The sequence below is a fragment of the Archangium gephyra genome (assembly GCF_042230915.1).
Lineage (GTDB): Bacteria > Myxococcota > Myxococcia > Myxococcales > Myxococcaceae > Archangium > Archangium gephyra_B.
Genome location: NZ_CP102578.1, coordinates 4,015,917 through 4,042,180 on the forward strand (window position 1 = coordinate 4,015,917; position 26,264 = coordinate 4,042,180).

27 protein-coding genes are annotated in these 26,264 nt (G+C 69.5%); 16 read left to right on the plus strand and 11 right to left on the minus strand.

Going from position 1 to position 26,264, the window contains the following annotated elements:
- Positions 1 to 11 precede the first annotated feature (11 nt).
- From NR798_RS16205 to NR798_RS16215, 3 genes are all read left to right on the plus strand, one after another.
- Positions 12 to 977, plus strand: coding sequence for a 3-hydroxyacyl-CoA dehydrogenase family protein (locus NR798_RS16205; RefSeq protein ID WP_375772373.1), 966 nt, complete (start codon positions 12 to 14; stop codon positions 975 to 977).
- The gene (locus NR798_RS16210) at positions 977 to 1,558 is read left to right on the plus strand and encodes a hypothetical protein (RefSeq protein ID WP_375773777.1); all 582 of its coding nucleotides are present in this window, start codon (positions 977 to 979) and stop codon (positions 1,556 to 1,558) included. The genes NR798_RS16205 and NR798_RS16210 overlap by 1 nt, the downstream gene beginning before the upstream one ends.
- Before the next feature lie 111 nt (positions 1,559 to 1,669).
- Entirely contained in the window at positions 1,670 to 1,882 is a 213-nt protein-coding gene (locus NR798_RS16215; RefSeq protein WP_375773778.1) for a hypothetical protein, read from the plus strand.
- Between the two features lie 114 nt (positions 1,883 to 1,996).
- On the opposite strand, the gene NR798_RS16220 is transcribed toward NR798_RS16215, so the two are convergent.
- The gene (locus NR798_RS16220) at positions 1,997 to 2,686 is read right to left on the minus strand and encodes a hypothetical protein (protein WP_375772374.1); all 690 of its coding nucleotides are present in this window, start codon (positions 2,684 to 2,686) and stop codon (positions 1,997 to 1,999) included.
- A gap of 228 nt (positions 2,687 to 2,914) precedes the next feature.
- Here NR798_RS16220 and NR798_RS16225 point away from each other — a divergent pair, with 228 nt between their 5' ends.
- The 6 genes from NR798_RS16225 to NR798_RS16250 all read left to right on the plus strand — a co-directional run bounded on the left by NR798_RS16225 (position 2,915) and on the right by NR798_RS16250 (position 8,040).
- Complete coding sequence (locus tag NR798_RS16225; RefSeq protein WP_375772375.1) at positions 2,915 to 4,060, plus strand: response regulator; 1,146 nt, start codon at positions 2,915 to 2,917, stop codon at positions 4,058 to 4,060.
- A gap of 44 nt (positions 4,061 to 4,104) precedes the next feature.
- A complete protein-coding gene (locus tag NR798_RS16230; protein ID WP_375772376.1) occupies positions 4,105 to 4,854 on the plus strand; it encodes a YebC/PmpR family DNA-binding transcriptional regulator in 750 nt (249 codons plus the stop codon).
- Between the two features lie 85 nt (positions 4,855 to 4,939).
- Complete coding sequence (gene ruvC, locus NR798_RS16235) at positions 4,940 to 5,515, plus strand: crossover junction endodeoxyribonuclease RuvC (RefSeq protein ID WP_375772377.1); 576 nt, start codon at positions 4,940 to 4,942, stop codon at positions 5,513 to 5,515.
- Positions 5,512 to 6,123, plus strand: coding sequence for a Holliday junction branch migration protein RuvA (gene ruvA, locus NR798_RS16240; protein WP_375772378.1), 612 nt, complete (start codon positions 5,512 to 5,514; stop codon positions 6,121 to 6,123). Before ruvC ends, ruvA begins: the two co-directional genes overlap by 4 nt.
- Positions 6,124 to 6,239: 116 nt before the next feature.
- On the plus strand, positions 6,240 to 7,217 hold the full coding sequence (locus NR798_RS16245) for an SH3 domain-containing protein (RefSeq protein ID WP_375772379.1): 978 nt from the start codon (positions 6,240 to 6,242) through the stop codon (positions 7,215 to 7,217).
- 184 nt (positions 7,218 to 7,401) lie between these two features.
- The gene (locus tag NR798_RS16250) at positions 7,402 to 8,040 is read left to right on the plus strand and encodes a hypothetical protein (RefSeq protein WP_375772380.1); all 639 of its coding nucleotides are present in this window, start codon (positions 7,402 to 7,404) and stop codon (positions 8,038 to 8,040) included.
- 92 nt (positions 8,041 to 8,132) lie between these two features.
- Here the strand turns inward: NR798_RS16250 and NR798_RS16255 are convergent, their stop codons facing one another.
- Positions 8,133 to 8,288: a hypothetical protein gene (locus NR798_RS16255; protein ID WP_375772381.1), complete on the minus strand. Its 156-nt coding sequence runs from the start codon at positions 8,286 to 8,288 to the stop codon at positions 8,133 to 8,135.
- 79 nt (positions 8,289 to 8,367) lie between these two features.
- Here NR798_RS16255 and NR798_RS16260 point away from each other — a divergent pair, with 79 nt between their 5' ends.
- On the plus strand, positions 8,368 to 9,318 hold the full coding sequence (locus tag NR798_RS16260) for a RimK family alpha-L-glutamate ligase (RefSeq protein WP_375772382.1): 951 nt from the start codon (positions 8,368 to 8,370) through the stop codon (positions 9,316 to 9,318).
- Here NR798_RS16260 and NR798_RS16265 read toward each other — a convergent pair.
- Entirely contained in the window at positions 9,309 to 9,956 is a 648-nt protein-coding gene (locus NR798_RS16265) for a TraR/DksA family transcriptional regulator (protein ID WP_375772383.1), read from the minus strand. The genes NR798_RS16260 and NR798_RS16265 overlap by 10 nt on opposite strands.
- A 123-nt stretch (positions 9,957 to 10,079) precedes the next feature.
- Here NR798_RS16265 and NR798_RS16270 point away from each other — a divergent pair, with 123 nt between their 5' ends.
- Complete coding sequence (locus NR798_RS16270; protein ID WP_375772384.1) at positions 10,080 to 10,715, plus strand: Hsp20/alpha crystallin family protein; 636 nt, start codon at positions 10,080 to 10,082, stop codon at positions 10,713 to 10,715.
- Positions 10,716 to 10,739: 24 nt separating this feature from the next.
- Here NR798_RS16270 and NR798_RS16275 read toward each other — a convergent pair whose 3' ends face one another.
- Together NR798_RS16275 and NR798_RS16280 are read right to left on the minus strand one after the other, a co-directional pair.
- Positions 10,740 to 11,018 (minus strand): hypothetical protein, encoded by a 279-nt coding sequence (locus NR798_RS16275; RefSeq protein ID WP_375772385.1) that lies wholly within the window; start codon positions 11,016 to 11,018, stop codon positions 10,740 to 10,742.
- A complete protein-coding gene (locus tag NR798_RS16280) occupies positions 11,015 to 12,805 on the minus strand; it encodes a DUF885 domain-containing protein (protein WP_375772386.1) in 1,791 nt (596 codons plus the stop codon). The genes NR798_RS16275 and NR798_RS16280 overlap by 4 nt, the downstream gene beginning before the upstream one ends.
- A gap of 70 nt (positions 12,806 to 12,875) precedes the next feature.
- Here NR798_RS16280 and NR798_RS16285 point away from each other — a divergent pair, with 70 nt between their 5' ends.
- Positions 12,876 to 14,219, plus strand: a complete 1,344-nt coding sequence (locus NR798_RS16285) for a M14 metallopeptidase family protein (protein ID WP_375772387.1) — start codon at positions 12,876 to 12,878, stop codon at positions 14,217 to 14,219.
- Positions 14,220 to 14,290: 71 nt separating this feature from the next.
- Here NR798_RS16285 and NR798_RS16290 read toward each other — a convergent pair whose 3' ends face one another.
- The 4 genes from NR798_RS16290 to NR798_RS16305 all read right to left on the minus strand — a co-directional run bounded on the left by NR798_RS16290 (position 14,291) and on the right by NR798_RS16305 (position 18,189).
- Entirely contained in the window at positions 14,291 to 15,847 is a 1,557-nt protein-coding gene (locus NR798_RS16290; RefSeq protein ID WP_375772388.1) for a hypothetical protein, read from the minus strand.
- Between the two features lie 11 nt (positions 15,848 to 15,858).
- Positions 15,859 to 16,527 (minus strand): hypothetical protein, encoded by a 669-nt coding sequence (locus tag NR798_RS16295; protein WP_375772389.1) that lies wholly within the window; start codon positions 16,525 to 16,527, stop codon positions 15,859 to 15,861.
- Positions 16,517 to 17,878, minus strand: coding sequence for a hypothetical protein (locus NR798_RS16300; RefSeq protein WP_375772390.1), 1,362 nt, complete (start codon positions 17,876 to 17,878; stop codon positions 16,517 to 16,519). Before NR798_RS16300 ends, NR798_RS16295 begins: the two co-directional genes overlap by 11 nt.
- 212 nt (positions 17,879 to 18,090) lie before the next feature.
- Entirely contained in the window at positions 18,091 to 18,189 is a 99-nt protein-coding gene (locus tag NR798_RS16305; protein ID WP_375772391.1) for a YvbH-like oligomerization domain-containing protein, read from the minus strand.
- A gap of 88 nt (positions 18,190 to 18,277) precedes the next feature.
- On the opposite strand from NR798_RS16305, the gene NR798_RS16310 reads away from it, so the two are divergent.
- From NR798_RS16310 to NR798_RS16325, 4 genes are all read left to right on the plus strand, one after another.
- Positions 18,278 to 19,159 carry an NAD(P)-dependent oxidoreductase gene (locus NR798_RS16310; protein WP_375772392.1) on the plus strand — a complete coding sequence of 294 codons (882 nt, stop codon included), beginning with the start codon at positions 18,278 to 18,280 and terminating at the stop codon, positions 19,157 to 19,159.
- Between the two features lie 87 nt (positions 19,160 to 19,246).
- Positions 19,247 to 21,931, plus strand: a complete 2,685-nt coding sequence (locus tag NR798_RS16315) for a PQQ-dependent sugar dehydrogenase (RefSeq protein ID WP_375772393.1) — start codon at positions 19,247 to 19,249, stop codon at positions 21,929 to 21,931.
- 137 nt (positions 21,932 to 22,068) lie between these two features.
- A complete protein-coding gene (locus NR798_RS16320; protein WP_375772394.1) occupies positions 22,069 to 22,701 on the plus strand; it encodes a DUF6151 family protein in 633 nt (210 codons plus the stop codon).
- Positions 22,702 to 23,061: 360 nt separating this feature from the next.
- Entirely contained in the window at positions 23,062 to 23,580 is a 519-nt protein-coding gene (locus tag NR798_RS16325) for a hypothetical protein (protein ID WP_375772395.1), read from the plus strand.
- 269 nt (positions 23,581 to 23,849) lie between these two features.
- Here NR798_RS16325 and NR798_RS16330 read toward each other — a convergent pair whose 3' ends face one another.
- Together NR798_RS16330 and NR798_RS16335 are read right to left on the minus strand one after the other, a co-directional pair.
- Positions 23,850 to 24,923 carry a hypothetical protein gene (locus NR798_RS16330; RefSeq protein WP_375772396.1) on the minus strand — a complete coding sequence of 358 codons (1,074 nt, stop codon included), beginning with the start codon at positions 24,921 to 24,923 and terminating at the stop codon, positions 23,850 to 23,852.
- Positions 24,920 to 26,161 (minus strand): zinc-binding dehydrogenase, encoded by a 1,242-nt coding sequence (locus NR798_RS16335; RefSeq protein ID WP_375772397.1) that lies wholly within the window; start codon positions 26,159 to 26,161, stop codon positions 24,920 to 24,922. The genes NR798_RS16330 and NR798_RS16335 overlap by 4 nt, the downstream gene beginning before the upstream one ends.
- Positions 26,162 to 26,264: the final 103 nt, after the last annotated feature.

Here is a 26,264-nt window from a genome sequence, read left to right on the forward strand (position 1 = left end):
TTCTCCCGTCCATGGAATCCAGGCAAATCAAGAGAATCGGTGTGGTGGGTGGGGGAGCCATGGGGAGCGGCATCGCGCTCGAGTTCGCCACCGCGGGCCGGCAGGTGACGCTCTACAACACGCGCTCCGAGAGCAGCGCCCAGGCCCAGGCGCGCATCGAGCGCGATGCGGCGCTGATGGTGGAGACGGGGCTCCTCTCCCCGGCGCGGGCCTCCGCCGCGCTCGGCCGCATCCGGCGCACCACCGTCCTCGCCGAGGCCGTCGCGGACCAGGACTTCGTCATCGAGTCCGTCCCCGAGGACCTCGCCCTCAAGCAGCGGGTCTTCCAGGAGCTGGATGGGCTCGCCTCGCCGGGCACCATCCTCGCCTCCAACACCACGGCGCTCAGCGTGACGGCGATTGCCAGGGACTGCTCCCGCCCCGAGCGCGTCCTCTCCGCTCATTACTACCTGCCCGCGCACCTCGTCCCCCTCGTGGATGTCATCCCCGGCGAGAAGACGTCCCCGGACGTCGTCGAGGCCACCCGGCTCCTGCTCGAAGAGGTGGGCAAGGCCCCGGTGGTGTTCCCTCGGGATGTGCCGGGCTCGGTCGGCCCGCGCCTTCAGCAGGCGTTGATCGGCGAGGCCCTCCGCATCGTTCAGGAGGGCGTGGCCACTCCGGAAATGGTGGACCGGATCATCACCCAGGGCATCGGCCGGCGCCTCGGTGTCACCGGCGCCTTCGACCGGTTGGACCTCGCCGGGCTGGACCTCCTGGCGGCCATCATGCGCGGCTCCGGCCGGCCGGTACCCCCGGTCATCGCGCAGAAGGTCGAGCGGGGAGAGCTCGGGCTCAAGTCGGGGCAGGGCTTCTATTCGTGGACGCCCGAGGCCACCGCCGCTTTCGAGGAGCGCGTGGCCCGCCATCTCAGCTCCCAGCTCCGCGAGGAGCGCGCCGCGGGCCGGCTGCGCACTCCGTCCTCGGAGACGGAGCCGTGATGCCCGACACCGTGTTGCTGGACATGTCGGTGCTCGCCGATTTCTTCGGGGACTCGGTCCGCGAGTACGAGTCGTGCACCCCCGAGCTCCCGCCTCGTTGCTGGGCCATCCTGCTCGGGCGCTTCGTCGAGGACGCCATGTCCGTGGAGCGCGTCCGCTTCGCGCGCAACATCCGCGAGTCCGATGGCGACGTGCTCCAGGAGTTCCAGTCCACCATCATCCCTCTCTTCGGCGCCTGCTACTCCAATGGCCGCCGCGGCTTCTGGTGCGAGCCCAAGGAGCTCCTGCGCATCACCCGGGAGGCCGAGGCCGAGGGATTGGAGGTGCTCGGCTCCATCCACCTGCACCCGGACTGGCACCGCATCGGCCCGCCCCATGAGCGCGGCCTCCGTGTCAGCCAGGAGCCCACCCCCATGGACCGGCACCTCTTCTGCGGCTCCGGCTGGCCGCTCAACATGATCCTCTACCTGGAGCGGCGCGAGGGGCGGCTCCATCACTCGCTCGGGGCCTGGGCTCCTCCGTCCGAGTCCGGCGCCAGTTGCCGTCCCCTGGCCCTCCGTCTCACCGTCCCGGGGTCCTGAGCTTCCGCGAACGGAGCGAGAAGGCCCGCTCCTCCCAGGGCGGGCTCCAGGTGAGCGCCGTGGCCCGGGCATGCTTTAAATAGGGCCGTGGCCGACTTCACCGAAGAGCAGATGAATGCCGCGCTCCACCGCGCCAGCGAGGAGCTGTCCTTTCCCTCCTATTACGAGGCCTGTGTCCGGCCTCTTCTGCGCAACCCCGAGGGGCATTGGCCCCGGTGTTGTGCGGGAGGGTGTGAGCCTTGTGCGCAGACCTTGATTCGCGTCGCGCAGCGCACGCTGGAGATTCTTGGCACTCCCCGGGTGACTCCCATTCCGGAGTGGTGAGCACGGGGGCTCCGTGAACCACGGAGCCAACCCGGGGGGGCGAGATACCCTCACCCCGTCCCTCTCCCGAGGGGAGAGGGGAGATTGTTGGCAGGGGAGGGGAGGGGCCCTGCTTCAGAAGAGGCGCACGCCCAGGCCCAGGCGCACTCCGTAGCCCAGCCTCGTCTGCGTCACCCCTCGCAACTCCTTGAATACGTCCACTCCCAGCTCGCCCACCGCGGACAGCGAGAGATCCTCTCCCAGGTAGATCTCCGCGCCTCCTCCCGCCATCGGCTTCACCCGCCACGTCCCGGCCGGGCTCAGCCCCAGCTCGTACGGCACCTCCACCAGCCCCACCGCCGTCACCGTCTCCGCCACCTTCCAGCTCGCCACCACCGCCGGGTTCAACCGCAGGAACCACCCCTCCAGGTTCTGCTCGTCGAAGTACCGGCTCCCCGTGTTCCCCGTCAGCCCCAGCCCCAACTCCGGCGCCACCGCCCACGCGCCGCTCGTCCATACCTGCCGCCTCGCCACTCCCTCCGCCGTTACCGCCAGGCGCAGATAGTCGAACCGCGCCCGCGCCCCCACCTCCCATCCCCCCGTCCCCTGCCGGTACGCCGCCCCTACCTCCGGCACCCCCACCCACCCGGACACCGCCGTCGCCCCGTCGGGCAACGCCGCCGGCGCCACCACCGCCCCGAAGTTCTCCCGCTTCGCCTCCAGCCTCACCGCCTCCGCCGTCGCTCCCTCGGGGGCCGCGGCCGTCGTCTCCTGCGCCGCCGCCATCAGCGGCGTGAGCACACACACCAGCATCAGTCGCGTCATAGGCCGCCCACTCTGGCGCCTCGCCCCCAGGCCCGTCGAGCGTTTCCTTGTCCCTCCCCCTGCCGCTTACCCAACAATTTCAAGCCCTTGGCTTCCGGCGCCACGTTTCTCTCGGACAAGACATGGAGTACTCTCGTTTCGTGGTAGTCTTTTTTCTCGGAATCCTATAGTTTTTCACCTGAAGTGGATGCCCGGTTTCTCCCAGGATCGCCGCTCCAGGAGTCCCCCATGGCCGACAGTCCGCACCGCGCCACCGTCCTCGAGCCCGCCCCGTCCTCCGTCTCCGCCGACGTCAGCCCCCGGCGGCGCTCCACGCGTTTCCGCCCCCGCGTCCTGCTCGTCGAGTCCGACAAGGACGTGCGCGCCACCCTCGCCCTGGGCCTCGTCGGCGCCGGCTTCGAGGTGCTCGCCGCCCCGGCCATCGAGGACGTCCTCGGCGAGCTGGGCGAGGGCCGCCCGCTGCCGCACCTCGTCATCGCCCCCGCCGAGTCCTGCGGGGACGGCATGGACGGCTTCACCTTCTGCGAGCGCCTGCGCGCCGACGCCCGTACCGAGCACCTCCCGGTGTACCTCCTCTCGCACCACGAGGAGCCCCACCACCGCGCCCGCGCCGAGGCCGTGCGCGCCGATGACTACCTCCTGCGGCCTGTGCCCCCCCAGGTACTGGTGTCGCTCGCCCGCCTGAAGGCCGGCCGCAGCGCCTTCGCTCCCGCCTACGAGGCCCATACCGTCCGCATGCCCCTGGCCCAGGTGCTCCACGCCCTGCTGTGTGGCACGCGCTCCGGCCGCGTCGAGCTGCGCGACAACGAGGGCTGGCTCTCCTTCCACCAGGGCCATGTGGTGGACGCCTCCTTCGAGGGCGAGCGAGGCCTCACCGCCATCCGCCGCATGCTCCTCTTCGGCTCGGGCGCCTACGCCGTCTCCTTCGCGGAGGTGCTCGCCGAGGGGAAGCTCGTGGTCAACCTGAAGATCTACGCCTCGCTGCTCCTGCCGGCCGCCGAGCGCTTCGCCGCCCTGTGCGCCCTGGGCATCCCCCTGTCCGCCCGGCTCGTCGTGGACTTCAAGCGGCTGGCGGGCCTGCTCAAGTCGCTGCCCGATGACGTGGGCCAGGTCATCCGCCTCTTCGATGGGCAGCGCACCGTGCACACGGCCCTGCTGGAGTGCGGCCTGCCGGAGGTCACCACCCTGGAGGCGGTGACGTGCCTGTATGCCCAGGGCGTGCTGGTGCCGGCCAACCTCATCGCCGAGCGCGAGCCGGTGCCCCAGTCCATTCCGCCCTTCTTCGAGCCGGTGATCTCGTCCGCGGAGCTCGAGGACGAGGAGGAGCCCTTCGCCGAGGCGTTCGAGACGACGGGGACCTCCCGGGCGGCCTGAAGCGGGCCTGGACCGGTCCCACGCCGGAGGTTAGAAGACGCGCCATGTCCGGTCACAATCGGTGGTCGAAGCTCAAGCGGTACAAGGCCGTGATGGGCGTGAGCAAGGGCAAGCTCTACACCAAGCTCATCAAGGAGCTCACGGTCTCGGCGCGGCTGGGCGGAGGCAGCCCGGAGAGCAATGCCCGGTTGCGCGTGGCCATCCTCGCGGCCCGCGAGGCCAACATGCCCAACGACAACATCCAGCGCGCCATCAAGAAGGGCACCGGCGAGCTGGAGGGCGAGAGCTACGAGGAGATCGTCTACGAGGGCTATGGCCCCGGGGGCGTGGCCGTGCTCGTGGAGTGCCTCACCGACAACCGCAACCGCACCGCCAGCGACATGCGCTCCATGTTCTCCAAGGAGGACGGCAACCTGGGCGCCGAAGGCTCGGTGAGCTGGATGTTCCACAAGAAGGGACTCCTCACCGTGAAGCCGGGCCCCTCGGAGGACGAGGTGATGGAGAAGGCCATCGAAGCCGGCGCCGAGGACGTGCTCAACCACGGCCCCGACGGCTTCGAGGTGCGCACCGCGCCGGCGGACCTGCACGCCGTGGCCGCCAGCCTGGAGCAGGCCGGCCTGAAGCTGGGCGAGCAGAAGTGGACGTACCTCCCGCAGAACACCGTCCGCATCGAGGGCGACAACGCCAAGAAGATGCTCAAGCTGATGGAGCTGCTCGAGGACAACGACGACGTGCAGCACGTGCACGCCAACTTCGAGATGGACGAGTCCCTCATGGACTCGCTCTCCGCGTAGTGGGGCGGACGGGCACATCGACAGGGGGCGGCCCGCGCGTTATAGGGCAGGCTGAACCCCTGTTCCGTTGTCCCCGGAGAGGCATTTGCGCGTCCTAGGCATCGACCCCGGTAGTCGCTTCATGGGGTATGGCGTGGTGGAGGAGCGGCGCGGCCGGCTGGTCCACGTGGGCCATGGCGTCATCAAGGTGGACCCCGACGCTCCGCTGGAGCTGCGGCTCAAGGAGCTGCACGGCGGGCTGCTGACGGCCGTGAAGCTCTACAAGCCCCAGGCGGTGGCGGTGGAGGGCGTCTTCACCTTCCGCAACGCGCGCAGTGCGCTCATCCTCGGGCATGCCCGTGGGGTGGCGCTGTTGGCCGCGGCCCAGGCGGGGCTCTCCGTGTACGAGTACCCGCCCGCGCGGGTGAAGCGCGCGGTGGGGGCCGGCGGCGCCGCCGACAAGGACGCCGTGGCGCGCATGGTATGTACCTTCCTCGAGGTCGAGGTGTTGGATCGCGCCGATGCCAGCGATGCGCTGGCGGTGGCGATCTGCCACCTCAACCATGGCCGGTCCGCCGTGCCGGTGTCGGGCGCCAAGCCCTCGAAGACGCGCCGCAAGTCGGCGCAGGCGCAGCTCGCGGACAAGCTGACGCCGTCCTACAGGAGGCCTGAGGCGCGATGATCGCGGCACTGCGTGGCAACGTTCTGGAGAAGAGCCTCGAGGAGGCCACCATCGACGTGGGGGGGGTGGGGTACCGCGTGTTCTTCTCCTCGCTCACGCTGGGGCGGCTGCCCGAGGAGGGCCAGCCCGTGCAGGTGCGCGTGCGCACCGTGGTGCGCGAGGACGCCTTCGAGCTGTTCGGCTTCCTCTCCCGCGCCGAGGAGGAGCTGTTCCTCCTGCTCAACTCGGTGTCCCACGTGGGGCCGAGGCTCGCGCTGGCGGTGCTCTCCGGCATGGAGGTGCCGGAGCTGGTGGCCGCGCTGAGCAGGAGCGAGGTGGCGCGCCTCACCAAGATTCACGGGGTGGGGAAGAAGACCGCCGAGCGGCTCGTGCTGGAGCTCAAGGACAAGGTGAAGACGCTGCACCTGGAGCAGGTGGCCGCCGAGGCGAAGCCCGCCACTCCCGAGTCCGGTCACCGGGCGGACCTCGTCTCCGCGCTCATCAACCTCGGCTACAAGCAGCCCCAGGCGGAGAAGGCCGCGGAGTCCGCCAGCGAGCGGCTCGGCGCCGAGGCCGCCTTCCAGGCCCTCTTCCGCGAGGCTCTCAAGTCGCTGCGCACCGGTAGCTGACGGGTATCTGGAAAACTACAAAATCAGTGATTCCTGCTCTATCCGGGAAAACCCGTGATAGAGCGGGGAGGCCGCCCGCTGCCCCGTGGCGGTCCCCCCTCTCGAGGAGTCACCCCATGAAGGTCGCAGGTTCGCGTTCGCTGTTGCCGTTGCTGCTCGCCGCCGCGCTGGCCGGCTGTGGCCCGGCGCTGGACGAGTCCTCCCCGGTTCCCGCGGGCGAGCTGGAGACGGACACCGCCGCGGTCATCAGCGGGGCCGTGCGCGGCTCCACCGTGCAGGTGACGGCCACCGATGGCGTCAACCTGCGCTCGGGCCCTGGGACCACCTACGGCATCCTCACGACGGTGCCGTACCTGAAGACGGCCACCGTGCTCAACGCCACGCCGAGCAACGGCTTCTACCAGGTGGACTACCAGGGCACCGTTGGCTGGGCGCACGGGGACTACTGGAATGTCGTCGCCGGGCTCTGGGTGAACGGCTACCAGCTCAACGCCACCCAGGAGAAGTGGGTGCGGTGGATCGCCACGTACACCGTGCCGAAGCTCCAGGGCACCCGCGACGCGCGCCTCACCGTGGCCTCGCGCGTGGCGTGGTGGTCGCTCAAGGAGGGCGTGCTCGACCTGACCAACCCCTTCCCGTACTCCAACTGCAACACCACCAGCGGTGACGTGCGCTACGGGCCCCTGGACGTGTGCGCGGCGGGCCGGGCCTGGCAGGTGGGCATCTCCGGCGTGCAGGTGCCCAACTTCAGCATGACCACGGTGCAGAACACCTCGGCCTCCATCCACTCCACCATCACCGAGGCCCAGGTGCTGGGCGCCAGCGCCAACCAGGCCGGCTACGCCACCGGGACGAGCACGTACAACAGCATCGTCAACTCCACGGGGGACCTGCGGAAGTCCTGGCTGCTGCGCAACCACGCGGTGGGCATCACCCTGCAGGAGACCACCGTCACCTACGAGTGCGTCACCAACAGCTACAGCTGGTGCTACGGCACCGGGTGGTCCACGTCGGCCCAGTACGCGCCCAACCGTACCGAGGCCCTCGAGTCCATGCGCGAGCTGAAGGCCATCATGGACGGCATCGCGCCGTAGGCTCTTCGCGCGCCGCCCGTGGAGGGCGGGACAGGGTACCGCCCCTGCCTCACTCCAGGGGTGTGCTTGCCTTCACTCCCGGGCGGTGAGGCCGCGCACAGCCCATCCCGGTCCTTCCGGGCACATTGCTCCCCGTTGGAACGCCCCCAGGCGCTCCCGACACACCCTGACCTGGAGCAATGCCATGAAGAAGATGATCCGCTCGATGACCGTGGTGCTGGCTGGCCTGCCCCTCCTGTCCGCCTGTGGAGGCGCGGAGCTGGACACCCTGGAGGCGCAGGCGTCCGGGACGCCGGCAGCGGAGGAACTGGCGCAGACGAGCGATGCGCTCATCGTTACCGACACCTCCTACCCCCTGACGGCCCGCGGCGGTTCCGGCGGCACGTCCGTGACCCTCGCCTGTGCCCGGGGGTTCGTCGCCGTGGGAATCCACGGCCGCTCCGGATGGTACATCGACCAGCTCGGCCTGGTGTGCCGGTACCTGAACTACGACGGGACCCTCGGCGCCGAGCAGAGCACCCAGGCCCTGGGTGGCACGGGCGGTAGCGACTTCAAGATGGTCTGCCCCGAGGGAATGGCCATCACGGGCTTCTACGGTACGGGCGGGAGTTACGTCGATCAGCTGGGCTTCAACTGCTCGAGTCCCACCCTCTGGAATCAGTCCAGTGAGGTGCAGTACTGGTCGGGCAAGGCGGGCAGCAACGTGGGCTCCTCCTCCTTCACGGACATGTGCCCCAGCCGCTACCTGGCGACTTCCATGAACATCCGGTACGGCTGGCACGTGGATCAGTTCCAGGGCGTCTGCTCGTACATCGCGCCGTAGGCTCCGCGCACGGCCCTGGCCCGCCGGGCACGAGCGGCGCGAAGTTGTCCAACTGTTGGACACCTTTTGGAAGCCCGTGCCCGGCGGGCCGCTTAGCGGTGGCTGCCTGCCTCCTCGCCCAGCGCCATGGACGTCACCGGGCCGGTGGGCCGGGGCTTGTCCGGCTTGCTCGCCTGCTTGTCATCGGGCTTCTTGCGCTTGGGCAGCTCGAACTTGATGAAGGGCAGCCGTTTCCGCGTCTTCGTCACGACATCCTCCTCGCGTGTCCATCTTCAAGGTGTGCACGGCCCGGACCATCTGCGTGTCCATTTCCCGGGGGGAGTGCGTTTGAGGATCGGCATCTTTGGCGGAGCGTCGGATGTGCAGTGCAAGGCCGTGGCCCGCGAGGCCGCGGCGCTCGGTGCGGACACGCTGTTCCTCGAGCCCGATGCGCTCGACCGGGGCCTGCCGCTGTCCATGCTCGACGGGCGGACCTTCTACCGCGGCGAGCCGGTGGACGACGTCCGGGGCTTCTACCTGCGCGCCATTCCCTCGCCCTATGTGCCGGCCCTGGAGCGCGATGACGAGCTCGTCCTCTACGAGGACTGGTTCACCACCTTCATGCACACGCGCGAGCGGGCCTCGTACGTCGTGGCGTGGTTGCTCCAGCTCGCCCACCGGGGCGCCACGCTGGTCAACGCCCCGCACGCCGCGAGCGTCATGCAATACAAGCCCTTCCAGCTCCACGTGCTGCGCAGCCTCGGGGCCCAGGTGCCTCGCACGCTCATCTCCAACGACCCCGCCGCCATCCGCGCCTTCCACGCCGAGGTGAAGGACGTCATCTTCAAGCCCATCATGGGCGGGGCCATCACCCGGGTGCTGGAGGACGAGGCGCTCGCGCGGCTCGAGGACGTCACCGCCTCGCCCGTCATCTTCCAGGAGCGCGCCCCGGGAGAGGACCTGCGCATCATGCTGGTGGGGGAGGAGATCGTCTCCGCGGTGGCCATCGACACGCCCGAGCAGCACCTCGACTTCCGGGCGGACCCCATCTACAGCGGGGGCGGGGCCTCCTACCGCGAGGTGGCGCTCCCCGAGCCCGTCCAGCGCTTCTGCCGGGAGGCGGCGCGGGCGTGCGGCCTCACCTTCGCGGGCATCGACATCAAGCACCAGGGCGATGCGTGGGTGTTCCTGGAGCTCAACAGCTCACCCATCTACCTGGACGTCGAATTGAAGCTGGGGCACCCCATCAGCCGCGCCATCGCCCGGCGCGTGGTGGAGGGGGCGCGCGGTCAGAAGTAGGTGACGGCCACCACGGGCTCCGGCGCCACGTCCGGCACACCCTCGCGCTTGCGCTGGCAGGCCGCGCAGCACTCGGCCCACGGCACGAGCTGCAGGCGCTCGAGGAGGATGGTGGTGCCGCAGTCCTCGCACTGGCCGTACGTCGTGGGGTCCGCGGCCAGCTTCCGCAGGGCGCTCTGCACTCGCGGGAGGAGCACGGGATCCCGCTCCTCGCCCGACTCCGCCGCGTCCCGGAGCTGTTGCTGCTGCTCCTCGTCGATCGTCGCCAGCACCCACTCGGGCGGCTCCTGGCCCGACAGGACGTAGTGCAGCACGTGGAGCTGGTGCTCGGCCTCGCGGCGCTGGGCCTCGCGGCGCATGTTCACCAGCGCTGGGGTCTCCATCAGCCGCGCCAGGCGCTTCTGCACTTCCCGCCGCATCCCGGCGTCCCGGGTGATGACGTCGATGTAGGCCTCGGGGCTGACGCCCTGGGGCTGGCAGATCTGCTGGAGCACGCGCTCGAAGACGGGCTCGATACCGACCGTGGCGGCCGTGGGAATCCATCCGGTGGACGAAGCCAGCGCATCGAGCGTGGAGAGGACCGCCCGGTGGATGTCCGGCCACGGGGGCGGGGGGCCTTCTTTGGAACCGATCGTCATGCCTGGAGACATCTAATCACACGCGGCCGGGGGGGCACACCGGCCTACCCGTTCAGTGCGCTTGAAACCGGGGCAGCTCCTGGGCCAGATACGGGCCAGGGTTGCAGCCAGGAGGGCGCAGGGATGTCTGGTGCTTCGCGGTGGTGGGACAGCGCACGGGAGTGGGTGGGGAAGTTGCCCTCGGGGCTGTCCGGCGAGGTGACGGTGGACGTGGGCCGCAAGCGGCTGCGCCTGTCACACGCCCGGGTGGAGGCCCTCGCGCGCAGGGCCCTGCGGGACGTGAAGGCGCTCTCGGTGGGCGACTGGGTGGCGGGGCCTCAGACCTATGACGTGCGGCTGGAGGTCTCCGGCTGGAAGCTGCGCGTGGAGGTGGCCCTGGAGCGGCTGGAGCTGGCCTCGGGCCGCTACCACCTGACGCTGCGCACGCCGGGCCGGGTGGACCTGGAGGAGTCCCGGGCAGCCTCGGCGCTGGTGCAGGGCGTGTTGCGCCTGGGCGGGGGCAAGGCCGCGCTGCGCACCGTGCTGGATCAGGTGATGCCCAAGGGGCTCAGCTGGGATGGGCAGCGCCTCCAGGTGTCCGGGGCGCTGCCGAAGGAGGGCGCGGTGCCGGCGCGGCTCTTCGAGTCCTCTTCGCTGGCGGTGAACGCCGAGCATGACTCCGAGGGCGTGTGGCTGTCGGCCGAGGCGTGGCCCGGCCTGGTGGACCTGATGCAGGCCATGCTCAGCGTGGACCTGCCGCGCAAGCCTCCGGGGACCTGAGCGGGCGGGCGCTCCAGAGAGCCGTCAGAGGCCCACGACGGTGATGCAGTCGTCCAGGCACTGCTTCATGGTCTCGGAGCAGGTCCGGCCCTTCACGCACTGCGAGCACTCCTGCGCCTGGGCCGAGAAGTCCTTGTCCTTCTTGACCTTCTGCTCGCACGTGTCCGTGCACTTGGCCACGTCGAGGCCGGAGGACACGCACTCCTGTTTCTTCTCGCAAGCGACGCGGCACTCGCTCTTGCAGCCCACCAGGGACATCGCCAGGCCCAGGGCCGCCACTGCCATCACGATCCGGTTCTTCATCGACTCCTCCGATGCGGCGCATCATGCACGGAGATGGACGCGGTGCGAAGGAACTCCTCGCGCACGGCCTTCGCCATCAGGTCCGGGGGCAGCAGTCCCTGGTCCAGGATGAAGTTGTTGAAGGCCTGCCGGTCGAACTTCGGGCCGAGGGCGAGCTCGGTCTCGGCGCGCAGCTCCATCAGCCGGGTGTAGCCGTAGAAGTAGCTGCCGGCCTGGCCCGGAGAGCGGAAGGTGTACCGGTCCAGCTCCTGGCGGACCATGGCCTCGGAGAGTCCCACCTCCTCGGTGAGGACGCGGCCGGCCTCCTCGCGCGTGAGCAGGCCCAGGTTGACCATGGGGTCGAGCATGGCCCGCGCCGCACGCAGCAGCCGGAACTGCAGGGCGATGAACTGGCCGTCGAGGGGCTCGTAGGGGACCATCTCGGCCTCGGCGTAGAGCGCCCAGCCCTCGACGTTGACGGAGTTGAAGGCGAACAGGCTCCGCGTGAGCGACACGCCGCGCTCGATCATCGCGGCGAACTGCAGCTCGTGGCCGGGGCGGCCCTCGTGCGCCGAGAGCGACCAGGCCGCGGCGCCGAAGGTGAAGTCGTCGTAGGCCTCGCTCCTTCCGCCGCGCCCGCCCAGGGGCAGCACGAACTGACCCCGCTCCCCGGTGTTGCCGACCAGCGTCGGCGTCCTCAGGTGCGGCGCGGGTTGCACCGCGCTCTCGGCCTCCGAGGCCAGGCGCATCACCATCGCGCGCTTCGGGAGCTCCACCACGCGGTGCTTCGAGATCAGCCGCTCCAGCTCGCCGATGACCTTGCGGTAGTGGCCCTCGATGCGCTCGCGGCCGAGCTGCTCCTTCTTCAGCGCACGCAGCACGTCCCGGTAGCCGGTGGCCTGGAAGCCTCGGGCCTTCGCCACGAGGGGGGCCATCGCCTCCAGCTGCGCGCGGATCTCCAGGAACTCGAATTGCGCGCGGCGCATCAACTGCTCCGGCGGGATGTCGATGCCGAACTGCTTGAGCCCGAAGGCGTAGAGCTCGGGGGGGAGGCGGAAGTCCTCGCGCGCCCGGGGCATCACCACCTCCCGCTCCCAGCGGACGTAGTCCGCGAGCTGCTTCTCGAGCTCCGCCAGGGCGGGCTCGGCCCCGGAGATCTTGTACTCGGTGAACAGGTCCCGGATGCCCTTCACATAGGTGGGCGCGTGGGTGAGCGCCTGCTCCACCTCGCGCTTCACCGGCCCGAGCAAGCGAGGCTGGGACAGTCCTTCCTCGAAGCGGGCCCGGGCGAGCGAGGTCAACGGCGTGCTGCCCGGGATGAGGCCCACGTAGCGCTGCAGGCGGACCAGGGCCTTGGCGCGGCGTTCCGGGGCGATGTCCTCCTCCAGCAGGCCCTGCAGGCCCCGGAAGATCTCCCGCGGCGCGTCCACCCAGTGCAGGAGGTAGCGCTCGTTGAGCGTGGACCCCTGGATGGAGTCCTTCGCGTTGTTGATGAGCAACTGCAGATCCTGCCGGACGTTGGGGTCCTTCTCTTCAGCGAGGCGCTTCTCCAGCTCGGCCTGCGCCTGGGCCATCGCGGCGCGGGTGCGCTCGCCCACGCGCGGGCCGAGGTCGAGTACCTGCTCGTCCGCGGTGGCGACGCCGATGGACGACGCCTCCTCCGGGGTGAACCGCGCCAGGGTGTCCAGCAGCACCTGCGCATGGGCGTTGCTGCGCTCCACCCAGCCCGCATCCCCGGTCTTCTGTTGGGCCAGCGCGGCGGAGGCGGTGATGAACAGCGCCAGGCCGACGATCCGTCGTGAGTGCATGGTCCTCTCTCCCGTGCCGCCTCGTACCATCAAAGGCAGGCGGCTGGGCTACAGTCCGCCGGCACACGCCATGATGACCGCCCTGATTCTCTCCGCCCTGCTCGCGAGTACGCCCGCCTCCCCCCAGACCACCGCCGCCGTCCCAGGACCCCAGGCGCTCACGAAGCTCTGGGAGCAGGTCCACTCGAAGGATTTCCCCCTGCCACCGCTGGTGCGCCACTCCCACGTGGAGAATCACCTGAAGGGCTTGCGTGAGAAGGCTCCCGAGCTCTTCCAGCTCGAGGTGGTGGGCCACTCGGTGGAGGGGCGCGCCCTCTACCATGTCTCCCTGGGCAAGGGAGCCCGGCACGTCCTGCTCTGGTCCCAGATGCATGGCGACGAGCCCACCGCCACCACGGCCCTGCTCGACTTCCTCGAGTACGTCCGGACGCACCGCGAGGAGCCCTGGGTCGCGCGAATCCTCTCCGAGCTCACCCTCCACGCCGTGCCGCTGCTCAACCCCGACGGCGCCGAGCGCTACCAGCGCCGCAACGCCCAGGGCATCGACATCAACCGGGATGCGCTCGCCCTGCAGACCCCCGAGGCCCGGACCCTCAAGGCGCTCCGCGACAGGCTCCAGCCCTTCATCGGCTTCAACCTGCACAACCAGAGCTGGCGCCACGCGGTGGGGAACACGGGCCGCCCGGCCTCCATCTCGCTGCTCGCGGCGGCCTTCGACGAGCCCCGGAGTGACAACCCGGGGCGGGTGCTGGCCAAGAAGGTGTGCGCGGTGATCCGCGATGCCCTGGAGCCGCTCGCTCCCGGCCAGGTGGGCCGCTACGACGACTCCTTCGAGGTGCGCGCCTTCGGCGACAACATGACGCGCTGGGGCACGCCCTCCGTCCTCATCGAGACGGGCCCGTGGCCCTCGCGGACTCCGGATGCGCCCCTGGTGCAGCTCAACTTCGTCGCACTCGCCACCGCGCTGGATGCATTGGCGAGCGGCAAGGCGGCGCAGGCGGACGTGGCGCGCTACGAGTCCATTCCGGAGAACGACAGCTCGGGCCTCGTCTACCTCATGCTCAAGGGCGTGGGGCTGTTCGGCGCGGATGGGAAGCCCTTCACCGCGGACGTGGGCCTCACCGTCACCCGCACGGTGCGCGACAACGGCCAGGGGCCCGCGCTCGCCCTGGTGGGCAAGGTGGAGGAGCTGGGCGACCTGCGCGTCCTGGGAGCCCTGGAGACCGTGGACGGAAGCGGGTTGTTCGCTGTGCCGCGGTCCGGGTCCGCCGAGAAGGAGGGAGACACCCTCCAGCTGGACCAGCCCAGGCAGTACACCGTTCAGCCCGGACAGCCCGCCGAGCTGATGCTCCTCAAGCCCCTGCAGAAGGCATCCACCTATCGCATCGAGCGCATCATCCGCTTCGAGCGCTGAGGAGGGGAGGCCCACCTCGACCCCTGAGCTCCGGGACCCCATTCCGCTCGCGGGGTCCCGGCGGGTCCGGCTCAGGTGCGCACGAAGGCGCTCGCGTCGGGGAGCCCGCTGCCCGAGGTATCGACGCCCAGGGCCGTCAGGATTCCCGAGAAGATGTCGGGCTCGTTCGTCGTCATCTTTCCGGGTTCTGGCGTTCCGGTGCGCGGGTCGAAGCCGTAGGTCAGCCCGGTGAGCGGGTCCATGCCTCCCAGCACCGTGTTGCCCTTGATCATCGGCGAGAGCATCAGGAAGCCGTTGTTGAGGTCATGCCCGGTGCTGAACTCCACGGCGTCGGTGGGCCGCGAGCGCGTACGCCCGAACTCGGTCGCCACGTAGATCAACGTGCGGTCCCACATGCTCTCGCCGCTCGTCTCATCGAAGGGCTCCGCCTTGAGCAGCTCGATGAGCTTGTCCACCACGCCCATCACCCGCGACCACATGAAGGCCTGGCCCGAGCGGTGCTCGGTGTGGCTGAAGTCGAAGGCCAACGGCGGGCTGGCGATGAACTGCTCCCGCGTGTTGCCCACCGCCACGTTGAAGGAGGGGCCCAGCGTCACCGTCACCGACACCCGGTACTTGAGCAGCAGGAAGGCCAGGGCCGCCTGGCTCTGCACGGGGTCCGTCAGGTAGTCCGGGAAGAGCGCGCGCAGCCGCTCCCCGTCCGGAGAGCTCGACAGGCCGTACTCGGAGAGCGGCAGACTCGGCGGCTGGTCGGGCAGCACGTTGAGGCGGTTGATCAGCTCGCGCGCCTCCAGCGACGGCTGCCCCACGATGCGCTGCTCGTTCCACCGCTGGAGCGCCGGTGCGTTCTCGAAGGTCCGTCCAAAGACGGACTGCGAGTCGAGCGTGTTGCGCGTGCGCCGGGCCAGCTCCACCACGTCGCGAGGGGGCGCGTCCTTGAGGCCCTTGCTGCCATCGAGGCCCAGCGGCCAGAGCGAGGCGTTGCTCACCACCTCGCCGTAGCAGTACGAGGGCAGCGAGTGGTCGGTACCGCGCTCGGAGTAGCCCCCCATGGCCATGTTCACGTTGGGAATGGGGAAGCCCGCGCCGTACTGGAGGGCCACGCACTCCTGCAGCGTGCGGCCGCGCCAGGCGGCGTTGCCGGTGATGCTGCGCTTCTGCGCGATGACGTGGTTCACCGAGGTGCCCACCGAGGTGGCCACCAGCATGGAGTCCTTGTGCTTGCGCACGAAGGGCAGCTGATCCGTGTTCACCGCCTGGGGGATGTTGCCCAACCGGGGGCTGTTCACCTTCACCGCGCGGAAGGGGGAGCCCTCCACGCCCTGCACCTGCTCGTCGGCGAAGGTGTTGAGCCGCGAGGCGTTGGCGCCAGCCTCCGAGGCGCGCACCGCCAGGAAGCTATCGACGATGGAGGCGCCCCCGGCGGCACCCACCACGATGAGGAAGCGGGGCTTGCCATCGAGGCGGTCGCGGCGCACGCCCCCGAGCCGCTCGAGGGCCTCCGGGGTGGTGATCGCATCGCGGCAGCCCGTCAGCAGGGGCCCGAGGGTCGCGGAGCCCGCGGCGCACAGAGACAGCGCCTTCAACATCTCCCGGCGCGAGAGCCGGCCATTGTTGCGGAGTGACATGGCGTTTCCCTTTAGAAGAAGACGGACTCGGCGGAAGAGAGGACGACGAAGCAGGCGGCCTTCATCCAGTCGCGGCCGGGCGCCGTGCTGCCCGAGGCCTCGATGTCGGTGGCCAATTGCAACAACGCGCCCACCTCGGGCTCCGTGGGGTCTCGCAGCAGTGCGCGCTGGTAGAGCGCGGTGATGGCGTTCTTCACCGGCTCGCCCTCCCGGCTCGCCAGCCGTCCCTGGGCGTTCAGCTCGATGCCCCCGAAGATGACGGCCTCGGCGGGGGTGGTGACGTCGAGCGTGACGCGTTGGCCGCACGCCGCCAGCGCCACGCGGTCGACGGCGATGGGCGTGGTCACCCCGGTGAAGGGCAGGGGCTCGTAGAAGCCCAGGCCGTAGGGCTCGACACCGCCCAGGGCCACGGTGTGCACGGAGCTGGTGCAGGGGTACTGGCCCAGCTCGTTGCACACCTGCTCGGCCGGCAGCGACAGCGCCGCCGCGAAGTCGAGCGCCAGCCGCTCGGGGCCCTTGAAGCGCAGGTTGTTGCGCGACGAGCGCGTCACCTCCGCCGGAGGGCCGGAGTCGACGGGAGGAGGCGTACCGGCGTCGGGGACGGAGGGGGTGGGGGACGGGCAGGCGGTGAGGACGCAGGCGGCGGACAGGAGCAACACGCGAAGAGAGTCAGGGCGCACCGTAGGCCTCCGTGCGGATCAGATCGTGAAGCATGCGCTGCACGCGGTACTGGTGCGTGCCCTTGAAGCGCTGCCATGTGGAGACGAACTCGGCATGCTCCTCGGGCGTCGGGGGGTGGCCGATGAGCAGCTTCCAGTAGTCGGTGACGGTGGCGATGGCGAAGGCGTCGCTGTTGGCGCCCACCTGCGCCCACTCCACGAGGTCCGCCACCGGCTTGCCGAAGAGATAGCCGGCCTCGGGCGTCTGGGTGATGTCCGGCGCGACGTCACTGAAGTACGTCTCCAGGCGGCCGGGGACGTAGCGTGCCGAGGTGCTGCGGGCCGTGAGGGACAGGCCCTGGTAGTTGCGGAAGGGGTAGCTCAGCGGATCGAGCGTCGCGTGGCAGGCCGCGCAGGTGGGCGACGTCACGCCCTTGGCGTCGTAGTCGCGGGGCTCGCCGGGGACGCTGTAGAGGCCCTCCTGTTTGGCGATGTCGAGGCCCAGGTAGGCGCGGTAGCTCTGGGCTGCGGCGTTGCGGGGCAGGGCGGTGAACATCACGAAGTAGATGAGGCTCCACGAGGAGGTGATGTTGCCCGCGCGGTGTGCCTCATCGACGAACTGCGTCGGCAGCGTGGGCACCACCGAGTAGCGCGTGGGGTTCGTGTCCCGGCGCACGTAGTGCTTCGCCGTCAGCACCTCGCGCGCGTCGTGGTCGTCGAGCTGCGCGTAGGCGAAAAGGTTGTAGTCGTCGTAGTAGTCGGCGAGAGGAATGGCGCCCTTGTCCTCTCCGGCCTTGAGCGAGCCCACGGGGCGGATCTTCGGGTGCGCCAGCTTCCACAGCTGCCCGTTCTTGCCACGCCAGAACTCGCTGGTGGTGCAGCGGTCCAGCTCGGCGTCGAGCCGCGAGCGCTGCTCATCGGCGCTCAGCGCGGCGAACTCCTTGAGCTGTGCATAGCTGGGCGATTGTCCGCAGAAGTCGAGCAGCACGCGGCGGTAGGCGAAGCGTGCGTCGTAGCGGCACACGTCGTACTGGGGGTTGGTGCCCGCCGCGCAGCCGTCCGTCTGCACCGGCACGCTGTTGGCGTCGGCCGGCAGGGTGCCGCGCTGGTGCTCCACGAGGTTCGACACGCCGTCACCGTCGGCATCCTGCGCCTCGACGGCCCTCAGCGCGGTGGGGAGCGCGAAGGCGAAGTCCGTATCGGACAGCGGACGCGGTGCACCGGGCGCCAACTGGGCCTCCAGCCCGGCACCGAAGGCGTTCCGCTGCGGCGGTGCGACGTGGCAGTAGGTGCAGGCCGGCTGCTGCCCGGTGCACGCGGGCGCCGTGGGGTAGGTGGCGCAGAACACGTTGCCCGCGGGTGGTTTGGCCAAGGCCTCCCCCGACAAGCACAGGGCCGCTCCCAGAATGAGTCGTCGAAGCACCTGACCTCCTTGTGATGGGATTACTCAGGATAAACACGGATACCCGAATAGACCTGAACTGAAAAGTCTTGTCATCCGTGCGTTGAAAAACACACACGCCCCCCGTGCAGCCAGGCAGGCCGCGCCTTGTTTTTTGAGAAATCGGCTCTTGTTTCACCACCTCAGGCCTTGATGTACCGCTCGAACACGAGGCCGAAATCCTTCACCCAATACTTCTGCTGCGCGCCGGTACCCCGCAGCGCTTCGCCCCAGGAGCGCAACCGCGGCCATTTCCTTTACCCTCACCCCCATCCCGCTCCCGGTGGGGAGGGGTTGGTGCTTCTGTCGCTTCACCCAAGGAGATTGAAAATGGACCCCCGGAGTTCCACGAAAATAGCGGTCATCGGCAGCGGCCTCATGGGCAGCGCATTGGCGCGAGCCTTCGCCGCGGCGGGTCACGACGTCGCGGTATGGAATAGGACTCCCAGCAAGGCACGAGCCGTGGGCGGTGGCACCCTCGCGTTCGAGAACCTCATCGAGGCCGTCTCGGGACGAGCACTCGTCGTCGTCTCCGTGTCCAACTACGCCGCCTGCGCCGAGCTGCTCTCCTCGGAGGGCGTCGCGCGGGCGCTCGCCGGAAAGACGCTCGTTCAGCTCACCAGCGGCTCACCCGCGGATGCTCGCGCGGGCCTGGAGTGGGCGATGGCTCACGGCGTGGAGTACCTGGACGCCGCGATCCTCGCCTACCCGGGCTTCGTCGCCACCGATTACGCCACGGTCTTCTACGCCGGGTCGCGAGCGGTCTTCGACCGGCACGTCGCCACCCTTCAGGCGATCGCCAGGAACTCGGTCTACGTCGACGAGAAGATCGGTTCCGCCGCGACGCTCGACTGCGCGATTCTCGAGGCCTACTACGGGAGCTCCCTGGCGTTCCTGCACGCCGCGGCCATGTGCAAGGCGGAAGGTCTCGATCCGAAGATCTTCTTCTCCCACAAGAGCTCCTTCCTCGGCCTGGTCTCCGTCACCGCCGATGCCGCGCAGGGCATGATCGAGCGCAACGACTTCTCGGGCGACCAGTGCAGCCTCAATACCCACGTCGCGGCCATCGAGCACATCGTCCGGCTGAGCAAGGACGCCCGCCTCAGCACGCGCTTCCCTCAGGAGTTGCTCGACAACTACAAGCGCGCCCTCAGCGAGGGCCTGGGCCTCCAGGAATTGCCCGCCGTGTTCCGGACCCTGATGCGGGATTGACGCCTGGGAACGGCCGCTGAGCCGACGAGGGGGGAGGGGAGGCTTGCCGTGCTGGAAAAAGCGGGATGTGCGTTAGCGTCCGGCGTCATGCGTGCCCCCCTCCTGTCCTCCCTGTTCGTGCTGCTGTTGTGCCCACCTGCGTGGGCCTCGGTGCCCGCCGGCTTCTCCGAGACGAGCTACTCCTCCCCCACGCTGACTCCCGCCACGGGCATGGCCTGGGCGCCGGATGGCTCGGGCCGCCTGTTCATCACCCTCAAGAACGGTCCGGTGCGGGTGGTGACGATGAAGGACGGCGTCCTGGAGACGCAGCCCGGGACCAGCACGCTGTTGACGCGCCTGTTCGCGACGGAGCCCCAGGTGCACACCAACAGCGAGTGTGGCGTCATCGGCATCGCGTTCGACCCGAACTACGTGGTCAACCGCTACGTCTACCTCTTCGTCACCGTCTCCGCCTCCGAGCAGCGCATCGTCCGCTACACCGACGCCAACGGGACGGGCACCGCGCGCACGGAGGTCATCACCCGGCTGCCCACCACGGGCAACAACCATGACGGTGGAGGAATCGGCTTCGGGCCGGACGGGAGGCTCTACTGGGCCATAGGTGACCTGGGCAATGGCACCGGCGTGGACGCGGATCTGACGTCGCTCGCGGCCAAGGTGGGCCGCGCCAACCTGGATGGCACGCCCGCCAGCGACAACCCGTTCTATGACGGCGTGGGCCCCAACAACGAGTACATCTGGGCGCGCGGCTTCCGCAACCCGTTCACCCTCACGTTCCAGCCGGCCACCGGGAAGCTGTGGATCAACAGCGTGGGCACCAGCTACGAGCAGGTCTTCGTCGTAGGCAGGAGCGACCATGCGGGCTACGACGACTACGAGAACAACCAGCCCGCGAGCTACCTCGCGCCCGTCATCAAGTACCGCACCAACGGCACCGATACGCGCAACCTCCTCACGGAGGGTGGGGCGGTGCGCAGCGGCGGCGTCACCACCTTCAACACCAGCGGGCGGCATGGCTTCCGCAAGGGCGAGCGGCTCACCCTGGGAGGGGTGACGGACGCGAGCTTCAACGGCGAGCACTTCGTCACCAGCGTTCCCAACGACCCCAACGCCACCACCTTCACCGTGGCCCAGCCGGGGCTGCCCGATACGAGCAGCGGCGGGGGCACTGCGACGACGAAGGCCCTGGGAGGCTCCATCACCGGCGGCACCTTCTACGACGCCACGCTCTTCCCGCCCGAGTTCCGCGGCAACTACTTCTTCGGGGACTACAACTCCGGCCAGGTGAGCCGTGCCACGCTGGCCACGGACAACTCGGTGGAGACGGTGGCCGGGTGGGGCACCGGCTTCTCCTCGCACGTGGACATGGCCGTGGGGCCTGACGGCGCGCTGTACACGCTGGGGTACACCACGGGCACCCTGCGCCGCATCACCCCGTCGGAGCCCGGGCAGAAGCTGGTGGTGTCCGGACTCCACCTGCGCGTGGTGGAGGGCGGACGCACGGTCTTCACCGTGCGGCTGGCCGAGGCGCCCACCGCGCCCGTCACGGTGCAGGTGACGCGGGCTCCGGGCGGCTCCGAGGAGCTGAGCATCGCCAGCGGTGCCTCGCTCACGTTCTCCCCGGCGGACTGGAACGTGCCCCGGGTGGTGACGCTCGCGGCGGCGGATGACGCGGACACGGACGCGGACACCGCCACCTTCACGGTGACGTCGGAGGGGCTGGCGGACGAGGCGGTGGTGGTCACCACCATCGACAACAACGCCCCCCGGCTGGTGCTGTCCTCCACGCAGGTGGTCATCGCGGAGAACGGCACCGCGGCGTTCGACGTGTCGCTGTCCAAGCGGCCCACCGCGAATGTCACCGTCACCGTGGCGCATACGCAGGGAGACGGCGACATCTCCGTGCAGGACGGAGCGACGCTCGCGTTCACTCCCTCCAACTGGAACCTCCCGAGGACCGTCACGCTGCGGGCCGACCCGGACCCGGACAACCTGGACGGTGCCGCCACCATCACCGTGGCCGCGCCGGGCCTGGATGCGCGCCCGGTGGAGGCGTTCGAGCTGGATGACGAGCCGCTGGCTCCCGTCATCACCTCCTCGCCCGTCACCACCGCCGTGGTGGGCCGTCCCTACCGCTACGACGTGCAGGTGACGGCCCGGCCGGAGCCGGTGTACTCGCTGGTGGGCACGGTGCCGGAAGGGATGAGCATCGACATGAGCTCCGGCCTCATCTCCTGGACGCCCACGACAGCGGGGGCCGTGGAGGTGACGGTACGGGTGAGCAACGGCGTGGCTCCGGACGCGGAGCAGTCCTTGACCGTCACCGTGAAGGCGGATGAGGGGCCGCGTGCCATCCTCACGAGGCCCGTGGAGGGAGAGCGCGTGTCCGGCGGCACGGCGGAGTTCTTCGGCGACTGCGTGGACGACGTGGGCTGCACGCACGCCGAGTTCTACGTGGACGGCGAGCTGCGATTCACGGACACGCGCACGGACAACCCCTTCCACTTTGGCGGTGGACCCAACCGCTGGGACACCACGGGGCTGGCTCCGGGTGGCCACCTGGTGCGCTTCGTCGTGGTGGACACCGCGGGGGGGCGGGGCCAGGCCGAGGTGAAGGTGTGCGTCGGTGACGGGAGTTGCGAGCTGCCGGGCCCGCCTTCGCCCGAGGTCGAGGAGGGGGGCTGCGGCTGCGGTGCGGCTCCAGTGGCTCCGCTCGCCTGGCTGGCGCTGGGCGCGCTGGCGCTCCGGCGGAGGCGGGCGCGCGAGAAGTGATTCAGGGGACGCGCGCGGCTTCCGGCCTCGGCCCGTGTCTCAGCGCCGGAACATCACATCGGTGCGCACTGGAAGTCCGTTGTCCCGCCCTCGAAGCCGTCGCTCGGGTACACCAGAAGGTGGTATGCGCGGGTTCCATGTCTCGAGACGTCGAACTCCAGTGTCGTTGCGGAAAAATACACGGCTGGTTGCGCGATGCGGCGCCAGACACGGTGAACCGCGTCGTCTGCTACTGCGACGACTGTCAGGCGTTCCTGCACCATCTCGGCCGCGCCGAGCTGCTCGACGAGCACGGTGGCTCGGATATCGTGCAGGTCGCGCCATCGACGCTCTCGTTCGATCGCGGCATCGAGCTCATCACCGCCGTGCGCCTCACGCCCGAGGGCCTCTATCGCTGGTATGCGAGCTGCTGCAAGACGCCGCTCGGCAACACGGTGTCACCGCAGCTCCCGTTCGTCGGGATCATCACCGAACTGTTCCAGCAGGCGCCGGGCGCCCCCCGGTGTGACGAGGTCTTCGGCGCGCCGCGCGGTGGGATTCTCGGCAAGTTCGCGATCGGCAATCCGCCGCCCGGGTCGGTGAAGCCGAACGTGCGCCTGCTCGCGCGGACGATCCGTAAGTTGCTCGGCTGGAAGCTCCGCGGCAAGGCGTGGCCACATCCCTTCTTCGACCGCGCGAGCGGCAATCCGAAGTACCCGGTCACGATGCTCTCCACGGCCGAGCGTGACGCGCTCCGCTCGCTGTGTGGCCCGCGTCCCGCTCGCGCGTGACCGCGGCGGTGCGGTCAGCTCACCCGCCACTTCCAGCCATCCGGGAGTCCAGTCAGGGGGCGTCGACTTCTCGGGCTCGAGGGGGCCATCAGCCGTCACTCGTAGTCGACTACAAGTGTAGGTTGTGAAATAGGTAGGATGAATTTGTCTTCACTTGTAGTCGACTACAAGTGACGGGAGCGGCGGTTCGTCCCACCCGCTTCGTTGAGTTTCCGCGAGGCAGCCCCGTGTGTGAGTTCCCCGTCCCAAGCACCGCGTCGCCCGTCTCGGTGAGCACTTTCCGAGTTGGGTAACTTGGCGCGAGCGGAGGGCCATGCTTCAAATCCTCCCCTCATTCTTCAATGCGTGGGGGAGTTCCCAATGATGTCTTCGAAGCGCTCACTGCTGCCTCTGTCGTTGCTCGTGCTGGCCATCGCCTCGCTCGCCACCGGCTGCGCCGCCAGCCGCCGCGAGGCCTATGTGCAGGAGAAGGCGAGCCAGTACGTGTACCGCAAGCCCATCGCCGACGTGTGGCCCCACGTGCAGACTCTGCTCAAGGAGAAGGAGCTGGAGCTGCGCGAGGCGCCGGGCGCGTATGAGATCAGCACCGATTGGCAGATGGCGGGCGCGCCCTCGTCGCTGGGCACCGCCTATGCGCGCTACCTGGTGCGTGGCAAGCAGCCCACCGCGGCCACGTGCTCGGTGCAGATCTTCAAGCAGAACCGTGTCGAGACCGCCCAGAGCCAGGGCTCGCGGACCAATCAGGGCCAGGAGAATCCCGGCTTCAACGACAGCACCAACCTGCAGCGCGACATGGAGATGGAGTGGGAGCTGCTGCAGCGCGTGGACCCCGAGGCCGCGAAGTCCCTGCGCGCCGAGGCCGAGACGAACATCAAGTAGGCCCGTGGCCCCGCGCGCACTGGAACTGGCCATGAGCGCGCGCAATCATTACCAAGACATTGGTCACGCACCAATGCTCGCCGAAGTGACCAGGTGGCTGGCCGCTCAGGGTCAGCCATGATTCATTTCTCGAGGCGCGGACACGGGTTCAACCTGGTACCCGTGGCACCCTCACCCCGTCCCTCTCCCGGAGGGCGAGGGGTGGTGACGCGGTGGGAAGGAGAGGGCCCTCGAGAGGAGGGGACCCGGACAGCGTGTGACTTTGGGCCTCAGGCCGCGCGGCGGGCGGCGGCCGTCGGGCGGATGTCCCCGTGGTTCGGCGCGGGCAGGGTGATCGTCGGCGACAGGCCCGGCGCCACCAGCGAGCCCGTCAGCAGCGACGACGGGTGGAAGTTCACGAACGCCCCTTCCACTCGCGACGGGCCCGCGAACACCTTCTCCACCACCATCGACGAGTACTGCTCCAGCGAGCTTTCGCGCGTGTTGCCGTTGAGCACCACCTCCCAGCCCATCTGCTCGGCGAAGGCACGCAGTCCCGGAATCATCGACTGCAGCGGCGTGTAGCACTCCGAGGCCACGCCGTTCTCGCTCACCACGAACACCTCCTTGTCCGTGGCCACCGCCAGCGACATGTTCCCCATCGTGTGCCCCGGCGTCGACAGGATGGCCGCGCCCCGGCCCAGCCACGTGTCTCCGTCCAGCTGCACCACACGCTCCTCCGGCACCCCGTCCGTCCCGCCCGGCACGTACCAGACCTTCTCCAGCGGATGCAGGTTCTTCACCGACTCCCACTCGGCCCGCTGCACCAGCAGCTTCGCCCTCGGGAAGTACGCCGGCTCTCCATCCCCGCCCAGCCACCGCCGCACGTCCTGCACATGCAGGTGATCGAACGCGATGTAGTCCACGTCCTCCGGCTTCAGTCCCAGCGCCGTCAGGTGGCTCTGCACCGTTCCGTGCCGCCGCGTCATCACCTTGTCCGAGAGGAAGTCGCCGTACTTCTCCTTCAGCGACGCGAAGAAGGGCGCCGCCTGGCCGCGCTCGTAGTCGCTGGGGTTGAAGAGCAGGGTGCGCGTCACCCCGTCCTCCAGGTACTGCACCACCTGCATCCGGTTCGTCATCATCACGTAGGGCGCCGGAGACAGCGCTCCTCCGCTGAAAGCGAACAGCGACGGGAAGGGGAACGTGACGAGATCGCACGTGGCCACCGCCGCCACCGGGCCACCGGCCGTGAAGGCGTCTCGTGCCTCCTGTGCCGCCCGGCGGAGCTTCTGCAGGCGCACTCCGGACACCGGCTCGGCACGGGCCTCGTTGAGGAAGGGGAGGGGACGGAAGGACGTGTTCATGCGTTCACCGTGAGATCGAAGACGGTCTTCACCGACTGGTAGCGGGCACGTGCCAGGTTGGCCTCGATGGCCTCCTGGTAACGCGCGAGCGGAAAGGTATGTGTCACCAGCATGCTCGGGTCCGGGCCTTCCCGGCGGGCGAGCAGCTCCAGCACCAGGTCGAAGGTGTGCTGGCGAACGCCCCGGAAGCTCTCCGGCCCGTAGACGTAGGAGCCGAGCAGCGTCAGCTCGTTGCGCCACACCGTCGTCCAGTCCACGCGCTCGAGAATCCCCGCCGCTCCCACCAGCACCACCTTCCCCAGCGAGCGCGTGTAGCGCAGCGAGTCCTGCACCGAGGCCGCGCTGCCGATGCAGTCGAACGTCACCTCGTAGCCGCCCGTGAGCGCTGGCGGGCCGAGGATGGGGCGGTACACCTTCGCCCCCGTGCGCCGCGCCACCTCCTCGGCCTCGGCGGTGTCGTCCCTCATCACCCGGAAGGCCTCGTCCGCCCCGAGCTGCTTCGCCAGCCGCAACTGGTAGTCCTCGGCCGCCAGCAGCGTCACGTGGCAGCGCGAGCCCAGCGCCCGGATGGCCCAGAGGCACGCGAAGGCCACCGGTCCGCCGCCAATCACCAGCACCCGATCCTCGTCCTTCAGCGGCACCTTCAGCACCGCGTGCAGGCTCACCGCCAGCGGCTCCACCAGCACGCCCGCCTTGTCTCCCACCCCCTGGGGCAGCGGGTGGAGCTGCGAGGGGTGCGCCACCATCTCCGTCCCCATGCCCCCGGGCAGGTCCTTCTGGAAACCCAGCATCTGCCCCGGTGCCAGGCAGCCCTCGGCCGTGTGCTCGCAGCCGTTCTCCTGGCCCGCCGCGCACGGCTTGCACGGCGGCTGGATGCCCCGCAGGCGGCAGGGCAGCAGCGGATTCACCACCACCTTCTGTCCCACCTCCACGCCGCGGGCCTGGGGGCCCAGCTCCGTCACCTCGGCGAGCACCTCGTGGCCGAGCACCGCCGGAAAGCTGTTGAAGGGCTCGCTCTGGGGGCTCATCTTGAAGAAGAGCGTCCCCATGTCCGAGCCGCACAGCCCCGTCAGCAGGGGCCGCAGCCGCACCCAGTCCGGCCCGGGCAGGGTGGGGGCGGCCAGCTCACGCAGGGAGAGGCAGCTCCCGCGCCCATAGTGCAACTTCGGGTACATCCCCCCCATCCCCTTGGCGAGGACGTACTTGGGGATGGAGAGTTCGAAAACGAGTCCCTTCACGGGGCAAGCTCCCTGGGCAGGCGGCCTGACGGCGGGCCGCTGGAGTCTACCGTCGCGAGAGGAGCCGCGACACCGGGGCCGTTCTGGTAGGGTGACAGCAGAG

Coding starts and splice junctions, on each gene's coding strand:
- NR798_RS16205 (WP_375772373.1), top strand. CDS start 12: ATGGAATCCAGGCAAATCAAGAGAATCGGTGTGGTGGGTGGGGGAGCC.
- NR798_RS16210 (WP_375773777.1), top strand. CDS start 977: ATGCCCGACACCGTGTTGCTGGACATGTCGGTGCTCGCCGATTTCTTC.
- NR798_RS16215 (WP_375773778.1), top strand. CDS start 1,670: ATGAATGCCGCGCTCCACCGCGCCAGCGAGGAGCTGTCCTTTCCCTCC.
- NR798_RS16220 (WP_375772374.1), bottom strand. CDS start 2,686: ATGACGCGACTGATGCTGGTGTGTGTGCTCACGCCGCTGATGGCGGCG.
- NR798_RS16225 (WP_375772375.1), top strand. CDS start 2,915: ATGGCCGACAGTCCGCACCGCGCCACCGTCCTCGAGCCCGCCCCGTCC.
- NR798_RS16230 (WP_375772376.1), top strand. CDS start 4,105: ATGTCCGGTCACAATCGGTGGTCGAAGCTCAAGCGGTACAAGGCCGTG.
- ruvA (WP_375772378.1), top strand. CDS start 5,512: ATGATCGCGGCACTGCGTGGCAACGTTCTGGAGAAGAGCCTCGAGGAG.
- NR798_RS16245 (WP_375772379.1), top strand. CDS start 6,240: ATGAAGGTCGCAGGTTCGCGTTCGCTGTTGCCGTTGCTGCTCGCCGCC.
- NR798_RS16250 (WP_375772380.1), top strand. CDS start 7,402: ATGAAGAAGATGATCCGCTCGATGACCGTGGTGCTGGCTGGCCTGCCC.
- NR798_RS16265 (WP_375772383.1), bottom strand. CDS start 9,956: ATGACGATCGGTTCCAAAGAAGGCCCCCCGCCCCCGTGGCCGGACATC.
- NR798_RS16270 (WP_375772384.1), top strand. CDS start 10,080: ATGTCTGGTGCTTCGCGGTGGTGGGACAGCGCACGGGAGTGGGTGGGG.
- NR798_RS16275 (WP_375772385.1), bottom strand. CDS start 11,018: ATGAAGAACCGGATCGTGATGGCAGTGGCGGCCCTGGGCCTGGCGATG.
- NR798_RS16280 (WP_375772386.1), bottom strand. CDS start 12,805: ATGCACTCACGACGGATCGTCGGCCTGGCGCTGTTCATCACCGCCTCC.
- NR798_RS16285 (WP_375772387.1), top strand. CDS start 12,876: ATGATGACCGCCCTGATTCTCTCCGCCCTGCTCGCGAGTACGCCCGCC.
- NR798_RS16290 (WP_375772388.1), bottom strand. CDS start 15,847: ATGTCACTCCGCAACAATGGCCGGCTCTCGCGCCGGGAGATGTTGAAG.
- NR798_RS16310 (WP_375772392.1), top strand. CDS start 18,278: ATGGACCCCCGGAGTTCCACGAAAATAGCGGTCATCGGCAGCGGCCTC.
- NR798_RS16315 (WP_375772393.1), top strand. CDS start 19,247: ATGCGTGCCCCCCTCCTGTCCTCCCTGTTCGTGCTGCTGTTGTGCCCA.
- NR798_RS16320 (WP_375772394.1), top strand. CDS start 22,069: ATGTCTCGAGACGTCGAACTCCAGTGTCGTTGCGGAAAAATACACGGC.
- NR798_RS16325 (WP_375772395.1), top strand. CDS start 23,062: ATGATGTCTTCGAAGCGCTCACTGCTGCCTCTGTCGTTGCTCGTGCTG.
- NR798_RS16330 (WP_375772396.1), bottom strand. CDS start 24,923: ATGAACACGTCCTTCCGTCCCCTCCCCTTCCTCAACGAGGCCCGTGCC.